This window comes from Rhodopila sp. (assembly GCF_965277825.1).
Lineage (GTDB): Bacteria > Pseudomonadota > Alphaproteobacteria > Acetobacterales > Acetobacteraceae > Rhodopila.
On the sequence record NZ_OZ255846.1, the window covers coordinates 3,634,645 to 3,646,366 of the forward strand.

At 61.0% G+C, this 11,722-nt stretch carries 12 protein-coding genes; 3 read left to right on the forward strand and 9 right to left on the reverse strand.

Features of this window, described 5'->3' with window-relative positions; translation table 11 throughout:
* Window positions 1-24 precede the first annotated feature (24 nt).
* Window positions 25-888 carry an LLM class F420-dependent oxidoreductase gene (locus ACQY4T_RS17805; protein WP_428533433.1) on the forward strand — a complete coding sequence of 288 codons (864 nt, stop codon included), beginning with the start codon at window positions 25-27 and terminating at the stop codon, window positions 886-888.
* Between the two features lie 10 nt (window positions 889-898).
* Here the strand turns inward: ACQY4T_RS17805 and ACQY4T_RS17810 are convergent, their stop codons facing one another.
* From ACQY4T_RS17810 to ACQY4T_RS17850, 9 genes are all read right to left on the reverse strand, one after another.
* The gene (locus tag ACQY4T_RS17810; protein ID WP_428533436.1) at window positions 899-2,179 is read right to left on the reverse strand and encodes an MFS transporter; all 1,281 of its coding nucleotides are present in this window, start codon (window positions 2,177-2,179) and stop codon (window positions 899-901) included.
* A gap of 54 nt (window positions 2,180-2,233) precedes the next feature.
* Window positions 2,234-3,481, reverse strand: coding sequence for an MFS transporter (locus ACQY4T_RS17815; RefSeq protein ID WP_428533439.1), 1,248 nt, complete (start codon window positions 3,479-3,481; stop codon window positions 2,234-2,236).
* Between the two features lie 108 nt (window positions 3,482-3,589).
* A complete protein-coding gene (locus tag ACQY4T_RS17820; RefSeq protein WP_428533442.1) occupies window positions 3,590-4,648 on the reverse strand; it encodes a dihydroorotate dehydrogenase in 1,059 nt (352 codons plus the stop codon).
* On the reverse strand, window positions 4,645-5,877 hold the full coding sequence (locus tag ACQY4T_RS17825; protein ID WP_428533445.1) for an acyl-CoA dehydrogenase family protein: 1,233 nt from the start codon (window positions 5,875-5,877) through the stop codon (window positions 4,645-4,647). Before ACQY4T_RS17825 ends, ACQY4T_RS17820 begins: the two co-directional genes overlap by 4 nt.
* Window positions 5,878-5,945: 68 nt before the next feature.
* The gene (locus ACQY4T_RS17830; RefSeq protein WP_428533448.1) at window positions 5,946-7,049 is read right to left on the reverse strand and encodes an acyl-CoA dehydrogenase family protein; all 1,104 of its coding nucleotides are present in this window, start codon (window positions 7,047-7,049) and stop codon (window positions 5,946-5,948) included.
* Window positions 7,050-7,290: 241 nt separating this feature from the next.
* Window positions 7,291-7,485 (reverse strand): hypothetical protein, encoded by a 195-nt coding sequence (locus tag ACQY4T_RS17835; RefSeq protein WP_428533451.1) that lies wholly within the window; start codon window positions 7,483-7,485, stop codon window positions 7,291-7,293.
* Between the two features lie 190 nt (window positions 7,486-7,675).
* A complete protein-coding gene (locus ACQY4T_RS17840) occupies window positions 7,676-8,434 on the reverse strand; it encodes a CDP-diacylglycerol diphosphatase (protein ID WP_428533454.1) in 759 nt (252 codons plus the stop codon).
* Window positions 8,435-9,346, reverse strand: coding sequence for an NAD(P)-dependent oxidoreductase (locus ACQY4T_RS17845; RefSeq protein ID WP_428533457.1), 912 nt, complete (start codon window positions 9,344-9,346; stop codon window positions 8,435-8,437).
* A complete protein-coding gene (locus ACQY4T_RS17850) occupies window positions 9,343-9,756 on the reverse strand; it encodes a carboxymuconolactone decarboxylase family protein (protein ID WP_428533460.1) in 414 nt (137 codons plus the stop codon). The genes ACQY4T_RS17845 and ACQY4T_RS17850 overlap by 4 nt, the downstream gene beginning before the upstream one ends.
* A 188-nt stretch (window positions 9,757-9,944) precedes the next feature.
* Between ACQY4T_RS17850 and ACQY4T_RS17855 the strand changes: the two genes are divergently transcribed.
* Together ACQY4T_RS17855 and ACQY4T_RS17860 are read left to right on the forward strand one after the other, a co-directional pair.
* The gene (locus tag ACQY4T_RS17855; RefSeq protein ID WP_428542962.1) at window positions 9,945-11,069 is read left to right on the forward strand and encodes a lysine-2,3-aminomutase-like protein; all 1,125 of its coding nucleotides are present in this window, start codon (window positions 9,945-9,947) and stop codon (window positions 11,067-11,069) included.
* A 183-nt stretch (window positions 11,070-11,252) separates the two neighbouring features.
* Entirely contained in the window at window positions 11,253-11,717 is a 465-nt protein-coding gene (locus ACQY4T_RS17860; RefSeq protein ID WP_428533463.1) for a M23 family metallopeptidase, read from the forward strand.
* Window positions 11,718-11,722 lie beyond the last annotated feature (5 nt).

Sequence of the window (11,722 nt, forward strand, 5' to 3'; positions counted from 1 at the left end):
ACCTCGAAACCGCCAGCAGGAGGAATGCAGATGCTGAAATCAGGCGTATCGATGTTCTTTACCGACTATTCCATCGCACCCGGCGCGCTCGGCCAAGCATTGGAGCAGCGAGGCTTTGAATCGCTGTGGGCGCCTGAACATTCGCACATCCCGCTCAGCCGCAAGTCGCCGTTTCCCGGCGGCGGTGACCTGCCAAAGCGCTACTATGACGCGATGGATCCGTTCGTCACGCTGACAGCGGCGGCAGCGGCGACCAAGACGCTTATGGTCGGCACGGGAGTTTGCCTCGTAGCTCAGCGTGATCCGATCCAAACCGCGAAATTGGTTGCCTCGATCGATCAGGTGTCTGGCGGCGGGTTTTTATTTGGGGTGGGGAATGGCTGGAATCAGGATGAGTTGGAAAATCACGGCGTGAAGTTTGTCGATCGGCACAAGGTTGCCAGAGAACGGATCGAGGCGATGAAGCAGATCTGGACCCGATCGAAGCCGGAATTTCATGGCGAATTCGTCAATTTCGATGCGATGATGACGTGGCCGAAACCGCTACGGAAGCCGCATCCTCCGGTGATCGTCGGCGGCGCGTTTCCTTATTCCGCCCGCCGCGCCATCCGCTATGGCGACGGTTGGATTCCGCAGGCGGCGCGCAGCGGATATCAGGAGATCGGCGACCTGATCCCAGAATTTCGCAAAATGGCGACCGAGGCGGGACGTAATCCGGACGAAATCGCCGTCACCGTATGGTTTCCACGGCGGGACCGAGATCTGATGAAGCGCTACGCGGATCTTGGTGTGGAACGGGTGGTGTTCAATCTTGAGTCGGAAGCGGCCGACAAAGTCCTGCCGGTGATTGATGGAATCGCAAATTTCATGCGAACGGCAGGAGCGTAGCGGGGGTCTTCTACGATGGTTCCCGCGCCAGTTGCTGTACTGAGACTGGTTGCTTGAGAACCGCACGGTCGGACAGCATCAAAGTGTAGACGGCGGCGCCCGCCAGGGCGATGACGGCGGCGGCTGTCATCGGCGCCATCCATGACCCAGTTAGCTGAAGCAACACGCCCACCATGATTGGTGCGACGAGGCCCGCGGCGTTACCGACGCAGTTTTGGATGGCGCTGACCTGGGCTCCCTGCTGGGTCGGCGCAACCTCGGCGTTCGCAGCCCAGACGACGCTGTTGGTGATAAGAAGTCCAAACAGCGCGACGGACAAGCAGGCCACGGTAGCGGTCAGCGTCACGGTGAACAGCGACATAAGCGAAGCCATGCTGAGGATCATTCCGAGACCGAGAAACGCTTTTCTCGCCCGCATAATCGGCCACCCGCGGCGCACCAAAAGGTCCGACATCCGGCCGCCGACCAGGGCGCCGACGAGGCCGAAGAACCACGGGATCGAACCGAACAGCCCGGTGCGGAGTGCCGTCAGATGATGCTGCTCGATCAGGTAGGTCGGCAACCAGGTCAGTAGAAAATAGAGATTGAACAGCAATGCGGCGTGCCCGATCGACAGACCGAGAATGTTGCGGTTGGTCAGCAGCTCACGCCAGGTCGCGTGGGTTGGCAGGGCCTGGCGTTTGCTGTTTTGGCGAAGATAGGTGCGTTCCGCGTCATTGGCGCCTTTGTGCTGGTCCGGCTTACGGTAGTAGGCGATCCAGCCGAGCGCCCAGAGCACAGCGATCAGGCCGGTGCCGACAAACACCGTCCGCCAACCGAAATCTGCCAGTAGCCAGCCGATGAACGGAGACCCGATAAAGACCCCCAGCGGCACGCCGGCTACGGTCATGGCGGACGCAAAGCCTCGCTCGTGGTCGGCCGCCCAGAAGCCGATGACTTTGGTACCGGCTGGAGCCAGTGGTGCTTCTCCCACACCGAGTAACGTGCGCCAGGCCGTAAGCGAGAGGACGCCGGCCGCGGTGGCGGTGAGCATGGTTGCGACCCCCCACAGCAGAGCCGCGCCACCGTAGACAAAGCGCACGCCAAACTTGTCGAGTGCGAGGCCCATGGGCACCTGCAGCAGGAAGTAGGTCCACAGGAACGCTGACAAAACGATTCCCATCCCTGCCGGGCCAACGCCAAATTCCCTCATTAGGGTTGGCGCGGCGTAAGACAGATTGACCCGATCGATGTAATTGATGGTCGTCGCTATCAGCAGCAGGGCGATGATTCGCCATCTGACATTTGTCATTAGGTGGAGGCTCTTCTCTTGGACGTTATGCAAACCAGGCAACCGCGTGGGCCATTAAATCGCGCGACGATAGCGAATGCCAATCGAGCACAGGAATAGCCCGGCCCCGGCGGCGGCGAACATCATCAGGGCGAGATAGTAGGAGCCGGTGGCGCTGACGATCAGTCCGACGATCACCGGCACGACGATGCCGGAGATGTTGCCGGCGAAGTTCATCGAACCGGCCAGGAATCCGGCCTTCTCTCCACCGATCAGCAAGCCTGGCAGGGTCCAGTACATGCCGCACCAGCGCAGAAAGAATAGCGTTGTCGCCAATAGGGTAATCACGGCGGCTTCTTGATGCACATAGGCGACGAGGAAGACCGCGATGGTTGCCAGCCCCGAGGAGATGCCGAAAAGACTGCGATAAACTTTCTCGGTTGAGGCATGGGTGCGCAGCCATCGATCCAGCAGTTGGCCGCCGGTCAACTCGCCGACGAAGCCACCGAAGAACACCAGAAACGAAGCCCAGCCGAGCGCTGCGATATCTAATCCTTGGGTCTTTGAGAGGAAGATGGGAACCCAGGTGAGAAATCCATACCAGAGTGAATTGAAGCAGAACCAGCCTCCGAACAACATCCATATCGACGGCGAACGAAACACCCCGGAGAGTGGGGCGCTGCCGCCTGCGTCCGCAGAAGAACGACGAAGTCCGTCCTGGATGTGAGTCCGCTCTTGGTGGTCGGTTGAGCCATGCTCGTGCGGATGGTTGCGGATATAGAACCAGGCGAAGGCACCACACGCCATGGTGCCGATGCCGGCGACCAGGAACGCCGCGCGCCACGACCCGAGTGCACTGATCAGGCCGGCGATGATCAGTGATCCCAATGCCGTTCCCAAGGGTGCCCCGCCGTCTAGCAGCGCGGCGGCTCGGCCGCGCTCTGTCGGCGTCATCCACATGCCGATCAGCTTCGCGCCAGCGGGATAGATCGGGCCCTCGGCGAGGCCGAGGCCGACACGGGTCAGCAGCATGGTAATCCAACCGGTGGCGGCCGCGGCGAGGGCAGCGAAGCCTCCCCAGGCGATGGTCGCGCCGGCGATGACCAAGCGCGGAAGGAAGCGATCCGCCAGCATGCCGCCGGGGATCTGCATGGCGCAGTAGCTCCAGAAGAAGCCACTTAGCAGTAGCCCCTGAATGGCTGGCGAGATATTGAACTCGCGGCTGATGGTCGGCATTGCCACCGACAGGGACGCACGGTCGATGTAGTTGATGGCAACGGTGGCCAGAATCAGGAAAAAGATGCGCCACCTGACATTTGTCATGCCAGGAGCAATCGATGCGCCTACCGGTTTGTCCATGCCACCCCCTTCGCGCAATCGGGGATATCGCCGATTGGCTGATGTAACGCGTTACCACTCTGCTGCGTGGCTTCAGTGCGGATGCGACCCCACCAGTGTGTCTGATGGCACAAAATCCCGCCACCTATCAGGGGTCAGGGGCGCGTCGCCATATCCGTGCAAAGCATCGGCCGAACGACCGATCAAGTCAGAGAACGCCAGGTTGCGCTGAGCAAGAAACGATACCAGTTGATCGATTATCCGGGTGAAGCCTCCGAAACCTTCATGCATGACGATTGACAAAGCTTCAGTGGCGACGGCGCCGCAGAGCGCCATGCGCACTACGTCCAGGCCGGAGCGCACGCCGTTGGTGCCGATCAGCGGTAGCGATGTCTGGGTTGCTTGGCGTGTCAGCGCCAAGAAGCGGCAGACGATCGGGAGCGCCCAGCCGCCGCCATATGCCGCGGGGGTTCCCAGTACTGGCTTGAAGGTCTCCAGGTCGGGCACCAGGCCCATGAAGCTCCCCATTATGCAGACCGCGTCGGCGCCTCCGTTTTGCGCGGCCGTTGCGAGGGCGGGCAGGTTGGACGAAAGACCAGTCAGCTTGACCCAAAGCTGCATTCCCTGGGTTACGGCGCGAACCTGACGGACGAGATCTGACAGTCGGTCGGGATCGGTCTCTTGCACTATCGCACCGGGTGCCGCCTCGGAGGCATGCGGCGCGCCGACGTTCAATTCAAAGACCCGTAGTCCGGTCTGCCGGGCCATTGCGGCGATCGAAATGGCTCCTTGAGGGCCTGCGTAGACGATGCTGGCAGCCACGAACTGGTTCTCTACGCGGGCTTCTCGATCAAGCGCGGCGATGGCGTCAAGCCACTCGGCGGTGTCGCGTTGCGTGAGGCCGGAACGATTAAAGAGGGAGACCCCTGGCCCCGACGTCGGCGTTCCATCCGCATCGAGACGGACGTAGTCGGCGCGGTCCAGTTGATTTCTTGCAGCGGCGCTTTCATTCACAGATTTGGCGATTACGCCGGCTACGCCGGCACGGAGTGCGGCGCGGATTCCTGCTTCGGTCATGACCGGTTCCCCAGCCGCGCAAATGACCGGGTTCAGCAGGGGGAAGCAACCAATGGTCGTCGCGACGCGGGTCACCGTTTGCCTGTTGCTACCTGGTTGAACGGCTTGCCCTTGTCGACGCGAATGTCGGAGGGCAGACCGAGCACCCGTTCGGCAATGATGTTGCGCAAGATCTCATCGGAACCTCCGGCGATGCGCGAGCTCGGAGACGAAAGCAGGGCGGACTGAAACATTGCGTAGGCCTCGGTCAGATCGTCATCTATGACGAGGCCTCCCGCGCCCATGAGATCCAGCCCGTAACTCGCGATGTCCTGAAGCTTGGAGGCGTTGACCAGCTTATGGATGGAGTTTTCCGGGCCTGGGGTCTGGCCCTTCGACAAGGCGGTCATGGTGCGGAATCGGGTGAACTTCAGGCCTTGGGAGCGGGCGTGCCATTCGGCGATCTTCTCACGCACCGCGCCGTTGCGGATCGCCGGCTTGCCGTCGATGCGCGCCTTGCGGCTCAGTTCCAGCAGGTCATCGACCTCGGGCCGCTGCACGTCGCCGACGGCGAGGCGTTCGTTCATCAGCGTCGTCAGCGATACCTTCCACCCCTGCCCCACCGCGCCTAGTCGCTGGCTGTCTGGGACACGGACATCGGTAAAGAACACTTCGTTGAAATGACGCGCCCCCGACATCTGGTGGATTGGTCGGATATCAATGCCGGGCGACTTCATGTCGAGAAAGAAGAAGGTCAGACCTTCATGTTTCGGTAAATTTGGATCAGTCCTAACGACGACGATGCCAAAATCCGACAGGTGGGCGCCGGAGGTCCATATCTTCTGCCCGTTGATCACCCAGTCATCGCCGTCACGCTCTGCTCGTGTCCGCAGCGCGGCAAGATCCGATCCGCCCGCGGGTTCGCTGAACAACTGGCACCAGACTTCCTGGCCGTGAAGGGCGGGTCTCACGTAGCGATCAAGCTGCTCTGGCTTAGCATAGGTCATCATGGTCGGGATGCACATGCCGAGGCCGATCTCGAACAGGCCGCGCGGCACGGCGAAATCATCTTCTTCCTGGTTGTAGATCACTTGCAGGATGGGCGAAGCCTCGCGACCGCCGAACTGTTTTGGCCAGGTCAGACCGGCGTAGCCCGCGTCGGCTTTTTTGGCCTGCCATGCCTTACAGCGCTTTACTGTGTCGGCATCAATTCCGGATTGGCGCAACACCGGACGGCTGCCGGCTTTTGGTTCGGCGTTGGCGATGAGGAAGGCGCGTGTCTTGGCGCGGAAGGCGGCTTCTTCGGGGGTGTCGTTAAAGTCCATGATACCTCTCCGTATGTCTGATCGGATGCGTCACGCGATGTGGACGATCCGCTCAGCCCGAGCGTGGTTCAGGCCGCGTTGCGTGTTTCGAGCAAATCGACCAGGCGATCCTTCCAGAACGGTGCCGACCCGATACAGAGCCCCAGCTGCTTCGACCGGCGGTAGAACAGATGGCAGTCCACCGCCCATGTAAAGCCGATCCCGCCATGGGTCTGGATGTTTTCCTTGGAAGCCAGATGGAACGCCTCGGTCGCTGAGACCCGAGCGGTTGCCGCGGCCAAGGGCAGGTCGGTGGCGTCGGCTCCTAGTGCCCATGCGCCGTAGTAGGCATTGGAACGCGCCAGTTCGAGTGCCACGTAGATATCTGCCAGCTTGTGCTTGATCGCCTGAAACGATCCGATCGGCCGGCCGAAAGCGAAACGCTCCTGCGCGTATTCGCGCGCCATCTGCAGGCAGGCGTCCGCTCCGCCAACTTGTTCGAATGCGAACAGAATTGCCGCGCGATCGAGAATCCGCTGAAGAGCGCCCCAGCCGCCTGAGCCGAGCCTCTGGACTGGCGCGCCATCAAAGTCGAGCCGGGCGTGGTTGCGTGTCGGATCCAATGTGCGGAGGTCGCGCCGACGCACGCCGGTCAGATCGGTCACGAACAGGCCAGGTTGCCGATGCTCGTCACAGGCCACCACCACGGCAATGCCGGCGATCCCGCCGTCCGCAACCGGCCATTTCGCGCCTGTCAAGCGGCCAGCGACGACGCGGGCATGAATCTGAGCGGGGTCCGGATTGCCGGTGCCCTCGGACAGCGCGAGGCAGCCGATCAGCGAGCCGTCAGCCAGCTTCGGCAGGTATTGCTGGCGCTGGGTGTCGGATCCTGCGGTCAAGATCGCCTCCGTCGCCAGATACGCAGTCGATCCGAACGGAACCGGCGCCACGGCTCGGCCGATCTCCTCGGCGAGGATGCAAAGGCCTTCGTAGCCTAAGCCGGCGCCCCCAAATTCCTCCGGAATTGCGGCGCCGATCCAGCCCATCGCGGCAATTTCGTGCCACAGATCTGCGGCATGAGTTTCCTGCCCGTCCAGAGACCGCCGTACAACTGCCGGGGTGCAGCGTTCGAACAAAAAACGCCGGGACTGGTCCCGGAGCTGCTTTAGGTCGTCGGAAAAGTCGAAGTTCATGTTGTTCCCCCCGTCCCTCTACGTTGCCAGTCGATTGGCTCGGTGTGAAGCGTCACCCTTCGTGGTTGCCCGGCACGCAGACGGAAAGGGGTTTTAGGGTCGTCTGTCGCCGCCAACAGCGAACCTAGAGGGGGCGCCAGGGATGCGGGTCTGTTACGTCGAAGGATGTGGGACCGATGCTTATGACACGCCGGGTCGGGTCGCAACGTAAGCCGCAACGGGTGGTCCGGGTCATGGCCAGTCAGTCACGCGGTGCCACATCGTCAAAAAGGATTGGCGGCCAATTCAGCATCGGGATGGGTTTTTGCTCCATTGCCGCGGAAGCAATGGGCTGTGCAAAAATCGTGTGCAAACGCTCGGTCCTAGGCGCGGCAAAGCTCTGCTCGTTCAATTGAACCCAGTCGTCACTCAGGGCTTTCAGGCTCTTCATGTCCATCGCAGGTCTCCTTTGAGCGGCATTGCTACCGGACTAACCGTTAACAAACTGTGATTTGCCTCATATCGGGCCGGGATTTTTTGATATGGGTCGAGTCAGTTACCGCGGCCGAAGCGCACCGCTGACACAACGACCGGTATAATGCCGGCTTTGCGGATCGGGCTAATCGACAAGCAGATAAGCTCACGTGCTACTTTAGCGCGATGGCACAACTGTGGTCCTGCAGTTGCTCTCCGGATGCACGATCGCCGGCGGCAAGGTCAGCATAATCATCGAGCAGAACGAAGCCGTCTTGGCCGTCAGCGAACTTTGCTCCGACCAGAACCAGTGTGTGCAGCCCCATGTTGCGCTGGGATGCTAAAATGTCATCCGCCAACAGGCGAAACGGATCAACGTCGTGAAGGTTTTCCTGGTTGATGCGAATGGATCGGTAACTGTGGCCGGCAAGCGGAACCGGAAATGGCGTCCATTTGCTAGCGACGCTGTCGAAGTTAGCGGCAAGGATGCTATGCACATCGAGACGGACGCAGTCGATATGGATATGCAACTGGTTTTGGGTGCGAGCTAGCAGGGAATTTATTGCCAGGGCGACCTCGTCCCGCGGTAGCGAGGTGTGCAGGCGCTGATCCACAAAGCTGCGCGCCTTCCAAGCAGCGTCCCAGTAGTTGGTGGCACTCGGCGCCAGGATCGCAGGATCCTCGATTCCGCCGATCCTGGCTGTGGGGATCAGCAAGAACTGGGCGACGCCTCTGATGTCCTTCAGGACGCCGTAGCCCTTCGCGACGCCGCCGGTCAGGTCGACCTCAGCGCAGGGAGAAGGATCGTGCTCGGCCTCTTCGTGCGGCACGCACTGGCCATTGACGATTTTCCACAAGGCGGAGGGATCCGCCGCGCCAACGCTCGTGGAAATCAGCGCCACAACGAACACAGCGCCTGCCAGCAGACGCACTCAATCGGGATCCAGTTCAGAACCTGCCAGCAGTTCGCTTAGTTTCGCCATCTCGGTGTGGTCAGCCTCAGGCCCGAATTTGACCAGTGCCGAAACGATCATCTCGTTCACGAGCGCTGACACCGGAGCGGCGGTGGCTGTCTCGCGGCCGATCTGCATTGCGATGGACAAATCCTTGGCCAACAGACCCATGGTGAAACCAGCATCGAACTTTCGTGACAGCACGAATTGCTTGAACTTCTTTTGCGTGGAGTTGTTCATTCCGGTGGCAGCATTCAGGACGTCCGTCATGACTGCCGAATTGAGACCGAAGCGTTGGCCAATCAGCAGCGCTTCGATGCCAATCAGGAAACCGCCGGTGCTGACCATATTATTCAACGCCTTCATTGCCTGACCGGACCCGACCGCTCCGGTCTTCAGGACCGATGTCCCCATCGCCGACAGTATTGGGATCACCTTGTCGATCGTTGCGTCCTCTCCGCCCACCATGATTGCGAGTTGCCCGCTCTTCGCTCGCGGCACGCCACCTGAGACGGGAGCGTCGATCAATGTACTTCCGAGCGCCGCCACCTGCTCCGCCAGACGTTGGGTGATGGACGGCACACCCGAGCTCATTTCGATGATGACTGTACCGGGTTTCATTCCGGCCAAAAGGTTGTCGTCGCCTGCCGCCAGGACGCGCTCCACAATGGCACTGTTCGGAAGCATCGTGACGATGACGTCGGAGCTTTCGGCTAGTTGCCGGAGGCCGTCCGGGGCGAACCCGCCGACCTGTTGGACGAAGTTGTCGGCGATTTCGCGGCGGGAATCGTTAGCGTTAACAGCGAACCCGGCGTTCACCAGGCAAGCCGCCATCGGCCAGCCCATGTTGCCAACGCCGACGAAGCCGACTGTAGTGGTCATCTCGCTCATCCCTTCCCGCCATCGACCTCCTTGAACACCTCCGTGGCGATCTTGAAGGCCTCCAGACAAGCGGGAATGCCGCAATAGGCACCCACCTGCATCAGGATCTCTTTGATTTCATCGCGGCTGACGCCGTTGGTCAAAGCGGCCTTCAGATGCAGGCGCAATTCGGAGCCTCGGTTCAGCGCGGACAACATCGTCAGATTGATCATACTACGAGTTTTCCGGTCGAGGCCCGGACGGGTCCAGCACATGCCCCATGCGACCTCGGTCGTCATCTGTTGGAAGGCCGCGTTAAAATCATCTGCGCGGGCCAGAGAGGCATCCACATACTCGGCGCCCAGCACGTCGCGGCGGACAGCCAAGCCTTTCTTGAACAGTTCACTTTGGTATTCGGGGCGGTTCGGGATTTCGACCATGGTTGGTCTCCTCGGGTGTCGGACGCGGCGGACCGTAGGCGGGGTCGGGCGCACGAGCAAGCACGCGGGCACCGGTTCGTTGTATAGCGACTTGGGACGGGCGGCCGGCAAGTTCAGGGATGGGATCGCCTGTCGAGAAACACAGTTTCCGGGTGGATCGGAGGATGGACGGAATGATTCACGACGATATGGCAGAAGACGGTGTTCCGGCCAGAGGCGACGTCGAGCTTGGAGGGTGTGACGATTTAGCGCCTCCGGGTCGCTCGACGTTGCGAGATGCGGAGGCATTGCTTGCCGCGGGTCTGATATCTCCGGCCGCATTTGCCGGGGTGGCGGCGACGGAGGCTCGTTATGCGGTTGCCATATCGGCGGCAATGAAGGCGTTGATCGGCAAGCCGGACGATCCGATAGGGCGGCAGTTCATTCCCGATGCGGCGGAGTTGGTGATGGCGGCACACGAAAGCCCGGACCCGATTGGTGACGCGGCGCTTTCTCCGGTCAAGGGCATCGTGCATCGCTACCCCGACCGTGTCTTGCTGAAGCCGCTGTTGATTTGCCCGGTGTACTGCCGATTTTGCTTCCGGCGGGAGCATGTCGGTCCCGACGGGGGTGTTTTGACCAATGGCGAGTTGCAGGCGGCTTACGAATGGTTGGCCGCCCATCCGGAGGTGAGCGAGGTTATTCTGACAGGGGGTGATCCGTTCATGTTATCGCCACGCCGCCTGCGCGGGATCATCGAGGCCCTTTCGAAGATGCCGCATATTCAGACGATCCGGATTCATACGCGCGTGCCGATAGCCGAACCAGAACGGCTAACCGACAACGCGGTGGAGGCGATTGAGACAAACCGATCGCTTTGGGTCGTGGTGCACGCCAATCATGCACGGGAGTTCACGGCCGCTGCTGGTCAAGCCCTGCGCCGTCTCCGGCAATGCGGGATTCCGTTGCTGGGACAGTCGGTTCTGTTGCGTGGTGTCAATGACAGCTCTGACGCCCTGGAAGATTTGTTCCGGGCGATGATCGCCCAAAGGGTCAAGCCATATTACCTGCACCAATTGGATGCGGCGCCGGGCACCGCCCGGTTCCATGTTCCCATCGAGGAAGGTCAGGGGCTGTTGGAACGCCTGCGTGGGAAGGTGACGGGATTGGCGTGGCCAACGTACGTCCTGGATATACCTGGGGGTTATGGGAAGATACCGATCGGCCCGGAATATCGCCAGGCGGATGGGTCGGTGCGGGATTTCCAAGGTAGGTTGCATCAGCAACTAACCAATCAGACTGGGTCGTTGGGTATCGGCCGCACATCAAGCTGATTGGACAGCGGCGTTTGGTTCCGCTTCGTTGTGTGGACGAACAAAGGGCGCGCTGTGGGTTGGTTCACGCAAATAGGTTACGTCCTGCTGCGGCGGGCGTTCGTAGCGGGTGTTATCCTGGCATCAGGGCTGATGCCCGGCGCTTCGTATGGCAGGGGCTATCCTGCGCCAGGAAAGACCGCAATGCTACCACCGGTTGAGCCGGCATGCGTGTCGTCTCCATTCGGCCCGCGGATTCTGCCGAACAGACCGCTTGCCGGAACATTTCACAAAGGAATTGACCTGCCAGCTCCGATCGGGAGTCCGGTGCTGGCGGTTGCGCCGGGCATGGTGATCCGAGTGCAGCGGCGTGGAGTTGGCGGGCTCGAAGTTCTGATCCAGCACGATGGGTTTATCGGGATTTACAGCCATCTCGGATTGATCGAACCATTGCTGGCGGAGGGTCGGAGGGCGATTTATGGCGGTGAACAAATCGCGACGGTTGGGCGTACCGGCCTCAGCTACGGTCCGCACCTATATTTTGGGATGATTGTCGACGGCCGGTCGGTTGATCCAGCGCCGTATATCAAGGTGGTGCCCTGTGGAGCTGGCACCGCTGCCGACGGGGACAGGCGTATCCGCCCGACACGCCTTTTTGCTCAACACTGACCTCA

What these genes read in the sequence shown, in the direction of transcription:
- ACQY4T_RS17805 (WP_428533433.1), top strand. Translation starts at nt 25, where the DNA reads ATGCAGATGCTGAAATCAGGCGTATCGATGTTCTTTACCGACTATTCC.
- ACQY4T_RS17810 (WP_428533436.1), bottom strand. Translation starts at nt 2,179, where the DNA reads ATGACAAATGTCAGATGGCGAATCATCGCCCTGCTGCTGATAGCGACG.
- ACQY4T_RS17815 (WP_428533439.1), bottom strand. Translation starts at nt 3,481, where the DNA reads ATGACAAATGTCAGGTGGCGCATCTTTTTCCTGATTCTGGCCACCGTT.
- ACQY4T_RS17825 (WP_428533445.1), bottom strand. Translation starts at nt 5,877, where the DNA reads ATGGACTTTAACGACACCCCCGAAGAAGCCGCCTTCCGCGCCAAGACA.
- ACQY4T_RS17830 (WP_428533448.1), bottom strand. Translation starts at nt 7,049, where the DNA reads ATGAACTTCGACTTTTCCGACGACCTAAAGCAGCTCCGGGACCAGTCC.
- ACQY4T_RS17835 (WP_428533451.1), bottom strand. Translation starts at nt 7,485, where the DNA reads ATGGACATGAAGAGCCTGAAAGCCCTGAGTGACGACTGGGTTCAATTG.
- ACQY4T_RS17845 (WP_428533457.1), bottom strand. Translation starts at nt 9,346, where the DNA reads ATGAGCGAGATGACCACTACAGTCGGCTTCGTCGGCGTTGGCAACATG.
- ACQY4T_RS17850 (WP_428533460.1), bottom strand. Translation starts at nt 9,756, where the DNA reads ATGGTCGAAATCCCGAACCGCCCCGAATACCAAAGTGAACTGTTCAAG.
- ACQY4T_RS17855 (WP_428542962.1), top strand. Translation starts at nt 9,945, where the DNA reads ATGGCAGAAGACGGTGTTCCGGCCAGAGGCGACGTCGAGCTTGGAGGG.
- ACQY4T_RS17860 (WP_428533463.1), top strand. Translation starts at nt 11,253, where the DNA reads ATGCTACCACCGGTTGAGCCGGCATGCGTGTCGTCTCCATTCGGCCCG.